The 15,813-nt window shown below is 59.2% G+C and carries 17 protein-coding genes, 2 tRNA genes and 1 pseudogene; 13 read left to right on the top strand and 7 right to left on the bottom strand.

Annotated elements, in window-relative coordinates; all coding sequences use genetic code 11:
* Complete coding sequence (locus SCD90_RS11020) at window positions 1-363, top strand: gamma-butyrobetaine hydroxylase family protein (protein ID WP_319844734.1); 363 nt, start codon at window positions 1-3, stop codon at window positions 361-363.
* Window positions 364-415: 52 nt separating this feature from the next.
* Here SCD90_RS11020 and SCD90_RS11025 read toward each other — a convergent pair whose 3' ends face one another.
* Window positions 416-1,000 (bottom strand): L,D-transpeptidase, encoded by a 585-nt coding sequence (locus SCD90_RS11025; protein WP_319844735.1) that lies wholly within the window; start codon window positions 998-1,000, stop codon window positions 416-418.
* Between the two features lie 147 nt (window positions 1,001-1,147).
* Window positions 1,148-1,224: transfer RNA gene (locus SCD90_RS11030), tRNA-Val, on the bottom strand.
* Window positions 1,225-1,604: 380 nt separating this feature from the next.
* Here SCD90_RS11030 and SCD90_RS11035 point away from each other — a divergent pair.
* Window positions 1,605-1,778, top strand: coding sequence for a helix-turn-helix domain-containing protein (locus SCD90_RS11035; protein ID WP_319844859.1), 174 nt, complete (start codon window positions 1,605-1,607; stop codon window positions 1,776-1,778).
* 591 nt (window positions 1,779-2,369) lie between these two features.
* Window positions 2,370-3,014, top strand: coding sequence for a hypothetical protein (locus SCD90_RS11040; protein ID WP_319844736.1), 645 nt, complete (start codon window positions 2,370-2,372; stop codon window positions 3,012-3,014).
* 224 nt (window positions 3,015-3,238) lie between these two features.
* Here SCD90_RS11040 and SCD90_RS11045 read toward each other — a convergent pair whose 3' ends face one another.
* Window positions 3,239-3,526 (bottom strand): hypothetical protein, encoded by a 288-nt coding sequence (locus SCD90_RS11045; protein WP_319844737.1) that lies wholly within the window; start codon window positions 3,524-3,526, stop codon window positions 3,239-3,241.
* A gap of 283 nt (window positions 3,527-3,809) precedes the next feature.
* Between SCD90_RS11045 and SCD90_RS11050 the strand changes: the two genes are divergently transcribed.
* The 3 genes from SCD90_RS11050 (at window position 3,810) to SCD90_RS11060 (ending at window position 6,073) form a co-directional block, all read left to right on the top strand.
* Window positions 3,810-4,073: a helix-turn-helix domain-containing protein gene (locus SCD90_RS11050; protein ID WP_319844738.1), complete on the top strand. Its 264-nt coding sequence runs from the start codon at window positions 3,810-3,812 to the stop codon at window positions 4,071-4,073.
* Between the two features lie 8 nt (window positions 4,074-4,081).
* On the top strand, window positions 4,082-4,558 hold the full coding sequence (locus tag SCD90_RS11055) for a hypothetical protein (RefSeq protein WP_319844739.1): 477 nt from the start codon (window positions 4,082-4,084) through the stop codon (window positions 4,556-4,558).
* Between the two features lie 921 nt (window positions 4,559-5,479).
* Window positions 5,480-6,073 carry a hypothetical protein gene (locus SCD90_RS11060; RefSeq protein ID WP_319844740.1) on the top strand — a complete coding sequence of 198 codons (594 nt, stop codon included), beginning with the start codon at window positions 5,480-5,482 and terminating at the stop codon, window positions 6,071-6,073.
* Window positions 6,074-6,980: 907 nt separating this feature from the next.
* On the opposite strand, the gene SCD90_RS16630 is transcribed toward SCD90_RS11060, so the two are convergent.
* Both SCD90_RS16630 and SCD90_RS11065 read right to left on the bottom strand, forming a co-directional pair.
* A complete protein-coding gene (locus SCD90_RS16630; RefSeq protein WP_425265677.1) occupies window positions 6,981-7,562 on the bottom strand; it encodes a site-specific integrase in 582 nt (193 codons plus the stop codon).
* Window positions 7,563-8,079: 517 nt separating this feature from the next.
* Window positions 8,080-8,154: transfer RNA gene (locus tag SCD90_RS11065), tRNA-Val, on the bottom strand.
* 154 nt (window positions 8,155-8,308) lie between these two features.
* Here SCD90_RS11065 and SCD90_RS11070 point away from each other — a divergent pair.
* The 3 genes from SCD90_RS11070 to SCD90_RS11080 are packed head-to-tail and all read left to right on the top strand — an operon-like array spanning window position 8,309 to window position 11,419.
* Window positions 8,309-10,354, top strand: a complete 2,046-nt coding sequence (locus SCD90_RS11070) for an FUSC family protein (RefSeq protein ID WP_319844741.1) — start codon at window positions 8,309-8,311, stop codon at window positions 10,352-10,354.
* On the top strand, window positions 10,347-10,556 hold the full coding sequence (locus SCD90_RS11075) for a DUF1656 domain-containing protein (protein WP_319844742.1): 210 nt from the start codon (window positions 10,347-10,349) through the stop codon (window positions 10,554-10,556). The genes SCD90_RS11070 and SCD90_RS11075 overlap by 8 nt, the downstream gene beginning before the upstream one ends.
* Window positions 10,550-11,419 carry an efflux RND transporter periplasmic adaptor subunit gene (locus SCD90_RS11080; protein ID WP_425265680.1) on the top strand — a complete coding sequence of 290 codons (870 nt, stop codon included), beginning with the start codon at window positions 10,550-10,552 and terminating at the stop codon, window positions 11,417-11,419. Before SCD90_RS11075 ends, SCD90_RS11080 begins: the two co-directional genes overlap by 7 nt.
* Here SCD90_RS11080 and SCD90_RS11085 read toward each other — a convergent pair.
* Entirely contained in the window at window positions 11,416-12,087 is a 672-nt protein-coding gene (locus SCD90_RS11085) for an HAD-IA family hydrolase (RefSeq protein ID WP_319844744.1), read from the bottom strand. The genes SCD90_RS11080 and SCD90_RS11085 overlap by 4 nt on opposite strands.
* Window positions 12,088-12,172: 85 nt before the next feature.
* Here SCD90_RS11085 and SCD90_RS11090 point away from each other — a divergent pair, with 85 nt between their 5' ends.
* From SCD90_RS11090 to SCD90_RS11105, 4 genes and pseudogenes are all read left to right on the top strand, one after another.
* Window positions 12,173-12,547 carry a hypothetical protein gene (locus SCD90_RS11090; protein WP_319844745.1) on the top strand — a complete coding sequence of 125 codons (375 nt, stop codon included), beginning with the start codon at window positions 12,173-12,175 and terminating at the stop codon, window positions 12,545-12,547.
* Window positions 12,548-12,741: 194 nt separating this feature from the next.
* Window positions 12,742-13,050 (top strand): annotated as a pseudogene (locus tag SCD90_RS11095) (aldehyde dehydrogenase family protein); the annotation flags it as partial.
* Complete coding sequence (rpiA, locus tag SCD90_RS11100; protein ID WP_319844746.1) at window positions 13,047-13,745, top strand: ribose-5-phosphate isomerase RpiA; 699 nt, start codon at window positions 13,047-13,049, stop codon at window positions 13,743-13,745. The pseudogene SCD90_RS11095 and the gene rpiA, both read left to right, overlap by 4 nt.
* A gap of 14 nt (window positions 13,746-13,759) precedes the next feature.
* Window positions 13,760-14,266 carry a DUF2059 domain-containing protein gene (locus SCD90_RS11105; protein ID WP_319844747.1) on the top strand — a complete coding sequence of 169 codons (507 nt, stop codon included), beginning with the start codon at window positions 13,760-13,762 and terminating at the stop codon, window positions 14,264-14,266.
* Between the two features lie 31 nt (window positions 14,267-14,297).
* Here SCD90_RS11105 and SCD90_RS11110 read toward each other — a convergent pair whose 3' ends face one another.
* On the bottom strand, window positions 14,298-15,809 hold the full coding sequence (locus tag SCD90_RS11110; RefSeq protein WP_319844748.1) for a tripartite tricarboxylate transporter permease: 1,512 nt from the start codon (window positions 15,807-15,809) through the stop codon (window positions 14,298-14,300).
* Between the last annotated feature and the right edge of the window lie 4 nt (window positions 15,810-15,813).

Below are 15,813 nucleotides of genomic sequence, written 5' to 3' on the forward strand. Positions count from 1 at the left end.
ATGAGCGACACACAGCAGCCCTGGCCCGTCGAGATCAGGGTCATTCAGGACCGGCGGACCCTCCAGATCGGTTACGACGACGGGCGCACCGACGAACTCGATGCGGAGTATCTGCGCGTGGAAAGCCCAAGCGCCGAGGTGCAGGGGCATTCGCCCGACCAGAAGACCATCGTGGACCGAAAGAAGGACGTCCGCATCATGGCGGTGCAGCCCGTCGGGTCGTACGCGGTCCGGCTGGACTTCAGCGACGGTCACACCACGGGCATTTTCACCTGGAGCTATCTACGCGGACTCGTTGATCGCCGCGAACTGATCTGGGGCGAATACCTGAAGAAACTCGCGGAGCTTGGCCTGAGCCGCTGACGCTGAACGAAGGCCGGGCCCGCACGCCGGCCTTCCTTTCAGACACGATCGCTCAGCGCTGGACGACGACCCTGGCGCCAACCTTCACACGCTCATAGAGATCCGCGACGTCTTCATTCGTCATGCGGAAACAGCCTGAGGAGACGGCCTGTCCGATGGTCTGTGGCTCGTTGGAGCCATGGATGCGATAGATCGTCGACCCGAGATACATGGCCCGCGCACCGAGCGGGTTGTTCGGTCCACCCGGCATGAAGCGGGGAAGATCCGGCCGCCGCTTCAGCATCTCCGCGGGCGGGCGCCAGTCCGGCCATTCGCGCTTCATTGTCACGGAATGCACTCCGCCCCACTGGAAGCCGTCTCGCCCTACGCCGATGCCATAGCGAAGCGCGGAGCCGTCCGTCTGTATGAGATACAGACGGCGTTCCGTGGTGTTCACGACGATGGTGCCGGGCTTGTGCTTTCCGGCAGGCGCGGCGACGATCTCGCGCGGGATCGGTGAAGCTGCGACTGAGGACGAGCGGTAACGCGCCGTGATCGTCTGTCCGGAATTCGGATCGACCATGATGCCGGCAGCACTGGCGGTGCCACATGCAAGCGCCGCTGTGGCGGCAACTAAGCTCAAGAATCCAAGGCGCATCTGGAGACCTCCCGGCGGCACGAACGGCCGAAGAAGAAGCCACTTAGAGAGCACCGCGTGTTGAACTCAATCGCGAAGCACCCGGACAGGCCACATTGCAGCCACAGTGTGACGTGCGCGCAACTTGATCCGAGTTTTCAGGATGGATGGTGGGCGCACGGTTGGGATTGAACCAACGACCCCACCCGTGTCAAGGGTGTGCTCTCCCGCTGAGCTACGCGCCCATCCGATGCGCTTTCTAGGGGTGCACCCTCTATCAGGCTCCAAAACTTTCGCCGTGATTGCCACACGTCGGACGCTTCGATGGTTCTGCTTGTGACAGATTCTGTGACAGATCGCCATCACGGAGAGGGTGAAGTTCCCGCTGAAGAGAGCCTGAAGCCCCTTAGCTGCGTCCCTTCCTTTTTCGAGCGTAACGCCTTAGCTCCGCAATCTCGCTCGGACTGATCTCCAGCCAAGTTGCCTCAGACCTAGTTCGCTCATAGGGATGAAGCGCGCGATAAATCCTCAGAGCTGGCTATGATCTTCGAGAATCTAATTAGCTTCTGAGGCCCACCAAGATGACTGATCTTGATCAGGAAATATTTCCTTGAAGGCGTATTGGATGCGCCTTCGGAGGCCATGTTGTCTGGCATTGAGTGCTTCAACGAGAGCTTCGAGCGGGGATGTTCTTCGCCTTCAGGCGGAAGGCCAGAACGTCAGTCAGATCGCGAAGGCCCTAGGAATAGGTCGAGCTTCTGTCTATCGCGCTCTGGCTGAACCACGTTTAGCCCCTTAAGTCTGCCGCTCAAGTTTGGTTTGTCTCTTCCACCTTCTCAAGGAAGATGGTGGCGTGAACTCCTCATGGTGAAGATGGGCTTGTCTGAAGCAGCACTCGTCAGTTGTGACTTGGAGCGGATTAAGCGCATCTCAGAGTCACTCGCAGCGAGGGACTTGGACGACTTCGCGGCTCTGCAGGTCACCCTATCCGCAGGAAGATGAGTGGGATCGATCGTGACCATCGTCTTAGACCGAATGTGCTCGAGCGACCTCCAAGAGCTAATCGCGTGCGGTCCGGTGTGGATCGTGGACACCGCTGAGAACCGACAAATTGCCGAAGCAGCTTGGACGAGCTTGCCCGCACGTTCGATGCTCCTCACGACATTCAAGGCTGAGGTTGGCTGGAGCACCAGCGAGGTAGCTTGCGACATCTTAGAGACCGTAGTCGAGCATCATCCAGCGTGGTCAGTTCTCGTCTTCATGGGCACCACCGCTTCCCCGAATGTCAGCCAAGCCCTGAAAGGTTTGGCTGAGGGGAACCTCGAGGTATGTGCGAACGGCTTCCGCTATGCTCGTCATTTGGAGCTTGGATGAGGGTTTCCAAGGCCAGATGATCAACTACGTGAGCCTCTTGCCCCACCGACATCGCTCGCTAGTCTTGGGTGCGCTCCTCAGCGTGATCCTGATCGCAGTTGGGTTCGCTGTGCTTCCAGCAGGTTCGTGGTTCGCCAAAAGAATTCTTCCCGCAGCGGTGTTGCTCTCTTTCGGAGGCTCCCTGCTGCTTTTTGGGAGGCCACGATGGTTGGGCTTCCTCCTCTTGCTCGCTGGTTCACCTGTCGCAGCTTTGGCGTCTGTGGAGCACTCGGGCTATTTGCGCAATTTGCCAGACGGACTGGGGGTGACGGGGATCATCTCGGAAGGGAGCAAGCTGGGCCTGTTGGAAGCTTGCGGTGCGGTAGTCTTCCGACTTGCAAGCCGAACGCAGGAAGAACTGATCCTACGGGGAATAGTGGCGCTTCCGCCTTCGCCCGGGCAGTTTGGAAACTGGCGAGAGACGCCACTGCAAGATGGAATGAAAGGGTTCGATCATGATAATCGGGGGTGGCTCGGGTTTTCCTGCTACGGGGACGACGCTTGGGAGAAGATCATCCAGAAAAGGAGCACCTCTGAGGGCTCTTTTTTTGCCCGGCACCCGGGCGCAGTTCTGATCGTCCTGCCGCAGGAGGGCATAGCTGCTCTCGCCTACTTGGACTAGGAAGCAGAAATGCCAGACACCTCGCGAAGAAAGATGAATGCTTCCCAGAAGAGGGCTCTGAAGGCAGCAGAGATCGCGACCTTCGTGGCGCTCTATGGGCGGAAGGCACAAAAGGGTCGTGAGCCAAACGATCGACGATACAGCGACGGAACGGCACTCGCTCTTCAGCACCTTTCGCCGGAGGAGTTCGACCGTCTGCTACGGGAGGACGAATAGCTCTTGGTTCAGGCAAGCAGCAGCGGGAACTTCTTCAGCAGGTAACGCTTGCTCACGCGGGATATCTTCGCTCGGTTCTCGATCATGTCGCGGATAGCCCCAAATCGCTCATCCTGGGTCTCCTGCCGAGCCTCATCCGCTGCGGCTTGCACCTCAGCCAGATCAGCCCTTTCCACCACTCCCGAGTAGAAGTAGGCGATTGCAGCCTCGTCCAAGAACAAGAACGCGCGCAATCCTCTCTGACCTTCCACGCGGAACTCGACGCATTTGTTCTCGTCGTCTTCACGCAGGATCAAGATGCCTTTCTTGCGGTGATAGTTCGAGAGGTAAAATCCTGCGAACGCTGAACCCGCCAACGAGACACCGATGGCTCCGAAGATGAGGACGTTCCCGGCATTCCGACGCGTCGTCCAGTAAAGGTCACGACCTGCTGACGACCCTAGTCCCGCAATCGCAGACCCTCCAATCGCTGCTCCAACGAGCTTCCCACGCAACGACGCCATTCCAAGTTCCCACAACCTGTTATATAGGTCCTATAGGACTTGGATTTTAGTCTGTCTATCGGCGCGATCTGCGCAGATGGACATCCATCATCTCTTTGGAAAAAACGTTCGGCACTTTCGCTTAAAACAGGGCATGACGCAGCAGGAACTCGCGTTCAGAGCCAAGCTCGAGGTTGCGTATGTCAGCAAGCTGGAGAGGGGTTTGAAGAACGCGACGTTGGAGACCATCAGCGCAGTCTCAATAGCCTTGGCCATTCAGCCGTCATCACTGTTTGACGAACTCGGCAGCGAAGCGCCAGAGCCGATCAAGGGCGGAAGAAAGTTGAAAATCACCAACTAGGGGCAACCATGGCCATTGTTCAGCGCACGAGCTTCCCGAACAGGGCCGTGATGGGAATGTTCACTGCGATCTTCGCTTCCGCGATTTCTCCTGCCCATGCCTATGTGAAAGGCAAGGGTCCTCGGGTTCATACCGAGATCGGTGTTGACACTTACATCGAGAAAAAATGGGAGTCGTCCCCCGGATTTTGGGAGGTGTATGCCCGCTTCATCGGACAGCCTGGCTTTGCTCGGGAAGCCAACGAGACCATGTATCTCAGAGCGGATTGCACGAAGGCGGAAGCGACCATCGCTCCTAACGACGATCCGAGCATGGGCGTGCTCATGACCCTGTATCCCGACAATCGCAAAGGCACCCATCTAAAGGCACCGAAGGCGATGCTCGAAGAGGACCTCATGCGGAGTAGGAGCAACGTGCTTCTTGCCAATCTTTGGTATGCGACATGCAAGAACGTCTATATGCGCTACTTCGAACCTGAGACCTGATCGATTCAGACGCTTGGGAGCGTGTGATAAGTGCCGAGCGCAGCATAGAATGATCTGTTCCTGAACCGGAGAAATCGCGAAGACGCGAATTTCGGCTTGGCTGCTCCTACATAGGGCTGCAGCATCAGAACCTTAGACGATCGCTTTCGCTGCTAGATTGGTCCGATCTCAGAAAGGTGGGATCGTGGGACTTCTGCGTTGGCTTCACCGTCGGAAGCGAGAAAGGCAAATCCGCATTGCTGTGCAAAGCTTACGGGCTCCGCCGATTCCGACTCACTGCGCGGAAGAAGACGAATGGCTCAGGTTTCTCAACCATGGGACTTTATATCGGGAGGAGATGCCCGACGGAAGTTTCCGCTTTTACCGGTTGATCCATCACTTCGATCGCAGCCAGATAGAGGCTCTGCTTGATAGGCGCGACAGCCTCTATGAGGTCCGAGCGAGGGGGCACTGGCTGCTTCAAGAACATCTAGTTTTCAGAGATTGCATACGCCACGGCCCAGCTAAGGTGATGACAAAATCGGACTTGGTTCGCTTTACCGGATGGCATTGATGCCGGGTCACATTGTGAAAGCTAAGTGCGCGTGTGGCTTCTCGCGTGAATTGTGGCCCGGGGCAACCAGCAAGGGTGAGCGCGTGATGGCCTACGTTAATGCGGGTCGCGACATCCATACCGTTGACGGGGCGGAAGCCGTTGCAGCGTCACTATTTACATTGGAAGACCCGTGGACTGTGCCCGATCGTCAGTGGGTGAACCCGTCAACGGGTGACGTCGGAGATTATCTCTGTCCTGCTTGCCAAAGTTACTCGATGCGAATGGAGCTTGGAGGCTTCTGGGACTGACGTTGGCATCGGGTGGATCAATGCATCCCTGTCCTTTGTATTGCGGCTGTCCGATCGCCCCACACACGAGGTGTGTTCTTGGCACTTTATCTCGCCTCGATATCAGCCATCATCCGCCATGCAGCTATCAGCGAGCGCGTTCCAGGAGGCCAGGAGGCTATCTGGCCCATCGCGAATGGCACCTACAGGACCGATGGCGATCTTGTTGCGGTGAGCTTTCAGAACCCACTGGACGTTCAGCAGTTCGTCGTGGGGCTCATTGGTAGGGGTCTTCGCGGGACAGACCAAAAGAGAACCCCCGACTACGTAGTCGTCGATCTATTCCAAGGCCCCACATCTGTCTGCCCGTGGCTGGACCTGACGGAGAACGGAGCGGAGTTGGCTCTGATGCCTTCTCTGCGAAAGCCTAAGAGGCCCAAGAGCGTCACGCAGGAGGTCCTAGAGGTGCGTGACGTGCTCTGGCGTCACTGGAACCCTCTGAATGTCTCGCCTGAGATCACCGACGAGACGGAATATGACGATTACATCCCCGGCCTGATCGCTCTCAAGCGCCACTTCGGCATCCGAGCGCTCGATCTGCAGCGATATCTGATTTGGATGCAATCCAATTGGATTAACCAAGAAGCAGACTCTGCTCGGGCTTACAGAACTGATTCCGCCTTGTTAAACTGACGCTCGTATTGGGAATTTTAGTTAAAGAAGTCGCGATCTTGCCAATCTTAGTCCTCATGGGTGTTCAAGCTTGGGTCTCTTGAATTCCACTGGAGTGGCGTGCAGAGATCATCTCCCCTACAGTTCTTGAAGAACAAGCGGTAAACCGACTTCGCGCAACCTTATTTGTAATGACCCTTAATTATGTAAAGCTCTAGTTCGAAGATTTGCTTTTCCAAGCAGTTAAAACAGCTAAATAGATTCTCTTCTTTTTTTTGTCAACGATTGACTGAAGTTCTTTCTTGAAGTTCACTAGAATTTCTTTCTTTCTTTCTTTCTTTCTTTATTTTTGCTAAATTTAATTTGATTCAATGTTTGAACACACTTCGCCCTTGCGGGGCGAAGTGGTTTTCCTGATTCAGCGTCTCGGATCACTAGTCGTTGACACAACTCCGAAGAGATCAGCTAGGGTCATCCTGTTAGCTTTTACGGGCTGCTTCTGTGGTGGTTAGCTACAATGACGGCAACTGAACGGCGAAACGACCTGCGACCGGTTCGGTCTGGTGTTGTCTTAAAAACAGAGCACCATCCATTTTTCCGGCTCAAGAGCCGGGTCATTCTGCCAGTGCTTCGATCCACCTGCCGAGGTTTAGCTCGGACCCGCCCTCTTGTTTTGGGCTTCGGGGGCTTCGCAATTGAGTCAGCCCCTGGACTCCAGACCATTGTCTTCGAAGTGATTACCGCAACTACGGTGATGCAGCGTTTTAAGCTACAAGAGTATATATGGAACGACGATCTCCACCCATCCACACTACTGGTGCTCCGGGAGCCATCATCACATGCAAATGTAGCGGGTATTCTCAAAGTATACAATGATCGCGTCGGAAAGTCAAGTTTAAACGGCTCGGTGGGAAACCGATTTGAAAATCTAGTTAAGCTTGCTGACTATCAACTCCGCCTTGAGGTGCGTATAGCGGAAGAGCATTCGCGGGTCTTTATGGCCACTGATTAGGGCCACTTCGGGAAGGCTCAGTCCTTTCTCGAAGAACCTGCTGATCGCTTCGTGCCGAAGGTCGTGGAACCGTAGATCATCGAGATCGCCTCGTTTAACTGCTCGCTTCCAAGACAGTTTCACGGCCTCAGCACTTGTTGAGAACACACGATCGTCCAGTGGGTCTGTTCGTAATCTCGCCTCTTCCAGCACCTGCATAGCTTCTAAGCTGAGTGGGACAGTGCGGGGCTGACCATTCTTTGTCATCCGAAGATGGGCCAGATGCTTAGAGCGATCCACATCAAACCATCGCAAGGACAATATCTCACCTCTTCGCATTCCAGTTGCCAATGCGAACCGCGCAACGAGAGGAACTAGCGGGTTTCGGCAAGAGGCGAGGGCTCTTTCCAAGCGATGCCATTCGCCCGATTCGAGTCTGCGGGTTCGACTAGGGTCTGCACGTGGATTCCTCACGCTGCTCAGAGGATTGGCGTTCAGGGAGACACCCCATTCAGACATTGCGACTCTGAACAGGTGGCGCAAAATCCCTAGCTCGCGGAGCACGGTGGATGGTCGGACGCGGGTAAGTCGCTCGTCACGGTAGCGAGCCAAATGAGATGGTGTGATCTCATTTAAAGAGAGTTCGGCCCAAGGCTGTCGCAGGAACGCTCTGAGACTCGTGATCTCGTTTGCGCTGCTCCGTTTTTTCACCGCAACGGTTTCGATATACCGATCGATGAGATTCGATACCTTGATCGATGCCGTGTCGGACGTGGCTGGATCGGGCTTCCCGTGCAGGAACTTAGCTTCGGTCCGAGCAGCCCAAGCTTCGGCTTCTCGTTTGCTGAGGAAGGAGCGAGAGCAACTCTTCCACCCCTGTCTGCGAATTTGAACCTGCTACGTGCTGCCACGCTTACGAATAGTCGCCACTCTCGCACCTTCTGGTGTGACCCGAGTGTGACAATCGCGATTTTCGGAGCAGCTAATCTCCGATGTCTGTCTAAGAAATCGCTTAGAAGCTCTTGGAGATTTTGGATGGTGGGCACGGTTGGGATTGAACCAACGACCCCACCCGTGTGAAGGGTGTGCTCTCCCGCTGAGCTACGCGCCCATCCGATGCGCTTCCTAGGGGTGCCGCCCGTTCCTGTCAAGAACGCAGAAGGGCTGCTGCACTGCGCGGTTTCCAACCCTTCCTCTGGATGGTCCGATGTGGTGAGACACTGCCTTCGAACGTCCTATAACTGTGAAGCGTGCCGGGTTCTCACATGCTGTTCGTCCCTCGCTTAGATGAGTTGGTCTTCTCGGTGAAGACTTTCGCATCGGCGATGCTGGCTCTGTACATTTCGCTGGCGATGGACCTGTCCCGGCCTGCATGGGCGATGGGCACGGTGTTCATCGTGGCGCAGCCTCTCTCGGGAGCATTGGCTTCGAAGGCCCTCTTTCGTGGGCTCGGGACCTTGGCCGGTGGCATATTCGCGATCCTCACGGTCCCCAATCTGGTCAACGCGCCTGAACTGCTTTCACTGGTTCTGTCGCTCTGGGTGGGCGGTTGCCTCTACTTCTCTCTTCTTGATCGTACCCCACGCAGCTACGTTTTCATGCTTGCAGGGTACACCGCAGCCATCATCGGTTTTCCGAGCGTCGCCGATCCGCACCTTGTCTTCGACACGGCTGTGGCGCGGGTGGAGGAGATAACCGTTGGCATCATCTCCGCCACTGTCGTCGGGCGCATCGTTCTGCCCAGGCATGTTGGCACCGTGCTTCTGCAAAGGCTTACGGACTGGTTTGCCGGGGCGGATGCTTGGGCAAGAGATGCATTCTCAGGCGGCATCAACGCAGAAGCCGATCAAGGACGATTGGCAGCAGATGTCGCGGAAATGCGTGGTCTCGCGATCCACCTCGATTTCGAGCCCCATCTTGTCGGCACCACCCGGCAAATGCATGCCCTCCACGGCCGCATGCTTATGCTGATGCCGGTCCTCTCTGCCATTGGCGATCGCGTTGCGGTTCTCGCGAGAGAAGAAGACGGCATCTCATCGGAGCTGCGCAGCCTGATGAATGACATCGCAGAGTGGGCAGAGGCGGGCCCGTCGCGAGGCTCCGACCATGCAGACCCGCTGCTCCGCAGGATCGGTGCGGAGCTTGCGGCGGCTCGCGCTGTTGCCGGCCGGGTCGGTGTTCTCAGGCTCAGTCTTCTAAGCCGCCTCAGGGACTATGTCGAAATCCGCCTTGAGCTTCGTCTCCTCTGGCTGCACATGAGCCAGGGCAAGGGCGGCCTTCCGAGGTCGCTGCAGACAGGCGTCGGAAATCCTCGCGGCTACACCGCGCACGCCGACCGCTCCATTGCAGTGCTGTCGGCGATAGGAGCGAGTACAGCCACAGCGCTGGCCTGTCTCTTCTGGATCATCACAGGATGGCCCGAGGGAGCCATCGCGGCCCAGATGGCCGCTGTCGCGTGCAGTATCCTTGCGGCTCAGGACGATCCAGCCCGGGCAATCGCAGGTTTCTTGCGTAACACCCTGTGGGCCTCCTTCGTGGTTGGCATATACCTGTTTTTGCTGCTGCCCCACGTCACGGGGTTCCTCCCGCTCGTGATCGTCCTTGCGCCCTATTTCTTGTGGGTCGGCACACTCATGGCGCGGCCTGCGACCTTCGGATTGGGGATGGCTCTCTCGGTGAATACCGCCGTGCTGCTTGGAATCCAGGCGCAGTTCTCGGTCGATTTCGCCAGCTACCTCAACAGCACGCTCGCAACGGTTTTGGGAATGAGCCTTGCTGTCGGGGTGACGAGGATCATTCGCTTTACGGGCGTCGAATGGAGGGTGCGCCACCTGCTAAGGAAGAACTGGCGCGAGATCGCGCAGGCGGCCGAGCAGGGCGATCGACTGGATACGCGGCCGTTCGCTCAATTGATGCTCGACAGGCTTGGCTTGATCGTGCCGCGTCTGTCCGCCCTCTCGGCGGATCACACCACCACGGCGCGGGATGTGATTGCGGATGTTCGGGTTGGACTCAACATCATAGACTTGCAGGGCGACCGGCATTCTGCACCACCGGTGAGACAGCGCGTCGCGGCCGTGCTGCAGGCTGTATCAGCGTTCTATCGCGCTCAGATTGCAGGGCAGGAGGCGAGCAGGACCGATCTGGTCAAAGCTGTCGATGTTGCGCTCGACGCCGTGGCCGACACTGGAACCGATCGTTCCGCCGGTGTCGTGCAGGGGCTGGTCGGCATCCGGCGCGCGCTCGCGCCAGATGCCGCGCCCTATCGGCGATCCACGCGCGAGGATGTGGAGATATCCGCGCATGGCTGAGTTCGACCTTTACGGCATCTTCGTTTCGCCCCTGCTGGTCATCGCCCTCACGGCCTTGCTTCTTGGTGCGGTTATCCGGCGGTTGCTGCATCGCATCGGCTTCTACCGGCTCGTCTGGCACCCTGCGCTGTTCGACCTGGCTCTGCTGATCATCCTTATCGGAACGCTTCTTGCCCTCTCGCGGATCTGGTTTTCATCATGAAATCGTTGTCTGGCGTCGTACGTGTTCTGGTCACGCTGTCCGTAGTCGCGGCAGCGGCGGTCGTCGCTTGGCAGCTTTGGGTCTACTACATGGTGGAGCCCTGGACGCGCGACGGCCGTGTCCGCGCCGACGTGGTGGGCGTCGCGCCTGATGTTTCCGGGCTCGTCAGTGAAGTTCTGGTTCGTGACAATCAGAAGGTCGAACAGGGCGATGTCCTGTTCCGCGTGGACCGAGCTCGCTACGAACTTGCGGTTGCCCAGGCGCGTCAGCAAGTCGCGGCGCGGACCGCGACGTTCGAACAGGCCAGGCGCGATGAGGCTCGCTATCAGACGCTGAACGAGGTCGCCGTCAGCGAGCAGAGGCGGGAGCAGGCCCGCCAAGCGGTCGCCGAGGCGCAAGCCGCACTGAAGCAGAGCCAGATCGACCAGGAACTTGCCGAACTCAATCTGGCCCGCACCGACGTGAAGGCGGCAGTGCCCGGAGTGGTGACGAACTTTTCGCTGCGACCCGGCAGTTACGTTTCAGCCGGCGTGGCAGTGACCGCGCTGGTGGACAGTGAGTCGTTTTACGTGGTGGGCTATTTCGAAGAGACAAAGCTGGGCCGGATCCGGATCGGCGACCGTGCGGCTGTTCGGCTGATGGGGGAAGCCGAAGACATAGCGGGAAGGGTGGAGAGCATTGCAGCCGGCATCGATGACCGCGAAGTGGCTGGGACAACCCGTCTTCTTCCCAACGTGAACCCCACCTTCAGCTGGGTGAGGCTGGCACAGCGTGTGCCGGTGCGGATCAGGATCGAAGATATTCCGTCCGGCACGAAGCTCATCGTCGGGCGCACCGCTAACGTGACCGTTCTCGGGAATTAACGCTTCAGGTGCCTTTCGATCGCGGCCGGCACCTCGCTGAACCGCGACAGCACCGTGTCCGCCCCCAACTCCGATGCCGGTATGTCCGTATACCCCCAGTCCATCAGTATGCAGGGGACGGACGCGTTACGAGCGGCATTAAGGTCGGTGATGGAATCGCCGATCATCACAGCCTTTGCGGGATCGCCGCCGGCCCGCGCAATGGTGCCGAGCAGGTGGATCGGATCGGGCTTGCGGGCAGTGAAGGTGTCAGCGCCACAGATGGCCTCGAAGCGGTTGTCGAACTGAAGCGTTGAGAGCAGCAGTTTCGCCAGCCTTTCCGGCTTGTTGGTGCACACGCAGACCCGGAAGCCGTTGCCGGAAAGCTCGTCCAGCACCTCGGCCACGTCGGGATAGATCGTCGAATGGTCGGCGATGTGCAGTTCGTAGTGCGCAAGGAAAGCCTTGGAGAGTTCCGCGAACCGTTCTTCCCCGACGGAGTGGCCTCGAAGTGCCAGCCCTCGGGTCAACATCACCCGCACACCGCCGCCGACAAGGCTTCGGAGGTCATGCGTGTTGACGGGCTCGAGGTTTGCCAGAGCGAGAGCGACGTTGAGCCCAGCGACAAGATCGGGCGCTGTGTCGACAATGGTGCCGTCGAGATCGAACACGGCGGTTGGCTGGATCATCTGTCGTGTCCTCGGCGAGGAAAGGATTGGGGCCGGAGCCCTGGCGGGCTAATATCACCGCACCTTTCCGGTGACGAGACGATCCATGACCTTCCGCCGCCTCTGCCTGCCCATCCTTGCTTCGCTTCCCGTGCTGCTCCTGCCGCTTGCGGCGCATGCGGAGGAATACAGGTTCAAGGCCCCAGCGCAGACCGATCTGAACCGCCTCTACAAGGTGAACCGGCTGACAGGCGAGATGGGCGCTTGCCAGTACGCCATGAGCGAAGGCTCGGTCGGCGTCGCACTTTGCTATTCGGCGGGAGAGGGCGCCGGCCCTCAGCCCATCCCTGGGGACTACGACCTGATGGCATCGAATCACCAGGCTGAGGGAGGCATCTTTCGGGTGAACAACCGCACGGGCGACGTCAGCGTCTGCTATGTGCTGGCAGAACGCGTGGTGTGCACGCCGCAGGCCCGTTGAGCGTGACCGCCTGTAAGGCACCGTGCTAATCCGGTCTGCCATCGATCCGCAGGGCAGAGATGAATCTCACCAATCCGCGTTTGCTTCGCGAGCAGTGCCTTATCGGCGGCCAATGGGTCGGTGATGGCGCCAATGATGTGACCAATCCCGCAACAGGCGAGATCATCGCTCGCGTGCCCCACTTCGGTGCTGGGCGTGAGGAGACTTTTGGGCCGGTCGCTGCCGTTTTCCGGTTCGAGGACGAGGATGAGGTCATCCGCCAAGCCAATGACACGGAATTCGGGCTGGCGGCCTACTTCTATGCCCGCGACATCGGGCGGATTTTCCGTGTCGCCGAGGCGCTGGACTACGGCATCGTGGGTGTGAACGCCGGGTTCATTTCCACGGAAGTCGCGACTTTCGGTGGCGTCAAGCAGTCGGGCATCGGCCGCGAAGGATCTAGGCACGGCGTCGAGGAGTACACCGAGTTGAAGTATGTGATGCTGGGTGGACTCGACCGGTGAACGACCCGAAGAGGCTGGCGGCCGCGGCTGCTCTGGAACTGGTTGTACCCGGCATGAAGCTGGGGCTCGGAACGGGATCGACGGCCGCTCACTTCGTCGAGCTTCTGGGAGAGCGGGTCCGGGCAGGATTGAACGTCATTGGGGTCCCAACCTCGGAGGCGACCCACCGCCTGGCGCAGGAATGCGGAATATCCCTGACGACGCTCGAAGAAACGCCGGAGCTCGACCTGACCGTCGACGGCGCGGACGAGATCGACAGCGCGCTTCGGCTGATCAAAGGTGGCGGTGCGGCGCTGCTGCGAGAGAAGATCGTAGCCAGTGCCAGCCGCCGGATGGTGGTAATCGCTGACGGCAGCAAGAAGGTGCAGACGCTCGGTGCATTTCGCTTGCCGATCGAGGTCGTGCGCTTTGGCGTCGAAGCGACCCGGCGAGCGATCATAGCGGCCGGCGCAGCCGTCGGGTGCAGCGGAGATGTTTCTCTCCGAATGGACGGCGTCGGACATGCTTTGGTCACGGATGAGGGCCACCTGCTCTTCGACGCTTCGTTTGGCCGGATACCCGATCCCGAAGGACTGGCGCTGCTGCTAAATGCGGTGCCCGGGGTGGTGGAGCACGGCCTCTTCATCGGCCTTGCAGACGAGGCTTTCGTGGCGGGAGAGGGCGGCATCGAACGATTGGTGCGTCCCGCAAATTGATCTGGAGGATGTCTATGCTGTTCCCGTTTGTGCGCCGTGCAGGCTGTGCCCTGCTCATCGCCGGTTCCCTGGCCGCTCCGGCGTTCGCGCAGACCGCGCAGCCGACGCCCGAGCATCTTGCCCTTGCCCGCGCCGTGCTGGATTTCACCGGCGCCGGCACCTCCTTCGATGGCGTGGTGCCCAAGCTGCTGGAAGACGCGCGCAACGTCATCCTGCGCACGCGGCCGACCCTGCAGGCTGATCTGGATGCAGCGATCCTTCAGCTGAACACCAAGCTCGCGAACCGCGACGAGGAACTGCTGACCTCGATCGCAAAGGTCTATGCGTCGAAGTTCTCGGAAGCCGAGCTGAAGGAGATCGCCGGTTTCTATCAATCTCCGACCGGCCAGAAGATGACGGCCGCCCTGCCGGATGTGCTGCGGGAGAGCTTTGTCTTCGCCCAGGACTGGTCCCGCAGGATGAGCGTAGAGGTGATGAGCCAGATCCGGGCTGAGATGGCCAAGAAGGGCCACGAGATCTGATGCCCCCAGGCTGCGGAGCCCGCTCCGCAGCCTATTGAGCCGGAGGCGACACCGGGGTCTTGCGCTTGACAAGAACGCGCAAGGCAAGCGGCAGAAGAAGCACGATCGCACAGACCACGTAGATGCCGATCGCGAGTCCCGACTCGACCAGTGCCGCAGGATCGCCCTGACTGATGGACAAAGCACGCCGCAGCTGTTGCTCCGCCAGCGGCCCAAGGATGAGCCCGATGATCACCGGCGCAATCGGATAGTCGAAGTGCCGCATCAGGAAGCCGAGGAAGCCGAGTACCAGCAGCATACCCAGCTCGAACTGTGACGGATTGGCGCCAAGCGTCCCGAGCGTGGCGAACACCAAGATGCCGCCATAGAGCCATGGCCGGGGAATAGCGAGCAGCCTCACCCAGAGGCCGATCAGCGGCAGGTTCAGCACCAGCAGCATGGCATTGGCGATGAACAAGCTCGCGACCAAGCCCCAGACAAGATCCGGGTTGGTGGTGAAGAGCAGCGGTCCCGGATTGAGCCCGTATTGCTGGAAGCCTGCCAGCATCATCGCGGCGGTGGCCGAAGTCGGAAGTCCCAGCGTCAGGAGCGGGACGAGTGTGCCGGCCGCGGACGCATTGTTCGCGGCTTCCGGACCGGCAACACCTTCGATGGCGCCTTTTCCGAACTCTTCCTTGTGCTTCGAGAGCTGTTTTTCCATCGAATAGGACAGGAAAGTGGGGATTTCCGCGCCGCCAGCAGGCAGCGCGCCGATGGGGAAGCCCAGCAGGGTGCCGCGAAGCCAGGGCTTCCAGGAGCGCGCCCAGTCCAATCGAGTCATCCATAGCGATCCACGCACCGGCTCGATGGTCTCACTCATCCGCGATCCCATCGCGGCGATGTAGAGCGTCTCACCAAGCGCGAACATCGCGACGGCCGCCGTGGTGACCTCCACGCCATCCAAAAGGTCCGGGACGCCGAATGCCAGACGCGACTGGCCCGTCTGAAGATCGATGCCGATGAGCCCGAGAGACAGCCCTACGAAGAGGCTGCTCAGGCCCCGCAGTGCCGATGATCCGAAGGCAGAGGACACGGTGGTAAACGCCAGAACCATCAGCGCAAAATATTCGGCGGGTCCGAACGAGAGGGCGATGTCCACCACCAGTGGCGCGAGAAACGCGAGTGCTAGCGTCGCGATAAGTCCCGCAACGAAAGATCCGATTGCGGCAGTAGCCAGAGCTGGCCCGCCTCGGCCCGCCCGGGCCATCCGGTTGCCTTCAAGCGCCGTGATCATCGAGGCGCTTTCGCCGGGAGTGTTCAGCAGGATGGAGGAGGTGGAGCCACCATACATGCCGCCATAATAGATGCCGGCGAACATGATCAGCGAACCGGCCGGATCAAGCTTGAACGTGACCGGCAGCAGGAGGGCAACGGTCAATGCGGGACCGATTCCCGGGAGGACGCCGACAGCGGTGCCGAGCGTGACACCGATGAGCGCGTAGAGAAGGTTGATGGGCTGCAGGGCTACCAAGAGGCCCTGCATAAGCGGTTCGAGACTGTCCATGGTT

The organism is Terrihabitans rhizophilus (assembly GCF_033898525.1).
Lineage (GTDB): Bacteria > Pseudomonadota > Alphaproteobacteria > Rhizobiales > Methylopilaceae > Flaviflagellibacter > Flaviflagellibacter rhizophilus.

What these genes read in the sequence shown, in the direction of transcription:
- SCD90_RS11110 (WP_319844748.1), bottom strand. Translation starts at nt 15,809, where the DNA reads ATGGACAGTCTCGAACCGCTTATGCAGGGCCTCTTGGTAGCCCTGCAG.
- SCD90_RS16630 (WP_425265677.1), bottom strand. Translation starts at nt 7,562, where the DNA reads ATGTCTGAATGGGGTGTCTCCCTGAACGCCAATCCTCTGAGCAGCGTG.
- SCD90_RS11025 (WP_319844735.1), bottom strand. Translation starts at nt 1,000, where the DNA reads ATGCGCCTTGGATTCTTGAGCTTAGTTGCCGCCACAGCGGCGCTTGCA.
- SCD90_RS11105 (WP_319844747.1), top strand. Translation starts at nt 13,760, where the DNA reads ATGCTGTTCCCGTTTGTGCGCCGTGCAGGCTGTGCCCTGCTCATCGCC.
- SCD90_RS11035 (WP_319844859.1), top strand. Translation starts at nt 1,605, where the DNA reads ATGCGCCTTCGGAGGCCATGTTGTCTGGCATTGAGTGCTTCAACGAGA.
- SCD90_RS11020 (WP_319844734.1), top strand. Translation starts at nt 1, where the DNA reads ATGAGCGACACACAGCAGCCCTGGCCCGTCGAGATCAGGGTCATTCAG.
- SCD90_RS11050 (WP_319844738.1), top strand. Translation starts at nt 3,810, where the DNA reads ATGGACATCCATCATCTCTTTGGAAAAAACGTTCGGCACTTTCGCTTA.
- SCD90_RS11055 (WP_319844739.1), top strand. Translation starts at nt 4,082, where the DNA reads ATGGCCATTGTTCAGCGCACGAGCTTCCCGAACAGGGCCGTGATGGGA.
- SCD90_RS11085 (WP_319844744.1), bottom strand. Translation starts at nt 12,087, where the DNA reads ATGATCCAGCCAACCGCCGTGTTCGATCTCGACGGCACCATTGTCGAC.
- SCD90_RS11075 (WP_319844742.1), top strand. Translation starts at nt 10,347, where the DNA reads ATGGCTGAGTTCGACCTTTACGGCATCTTCGTTTCGCCCCTGCTGGTC.
- SCD90_RS11090 (WP_319844745.1), top strand. Translation starts at nt 12,173, where the DNA reads ATGACCTTCCGCCGCCTCTGCCTGCCCATCCTTGCTTCGCTTCCCGTG.
- SCD90_RS11070 (WP_319844741.1), top strand. Translation starts at nt 8,309, where the DNA reads ATGCTGTTCGTCCCTCGCTTAGATGAGTTGGTCTTCTCGGTGAAGACT.
- SCD90_RS11040 (WP_319844736.1), top strand. Translation starts at nt 2,370, where the DNA reads ATGATCAACTACGTGAGCCTCTTGCCCCACCGACATCGCTCGCTAGTC.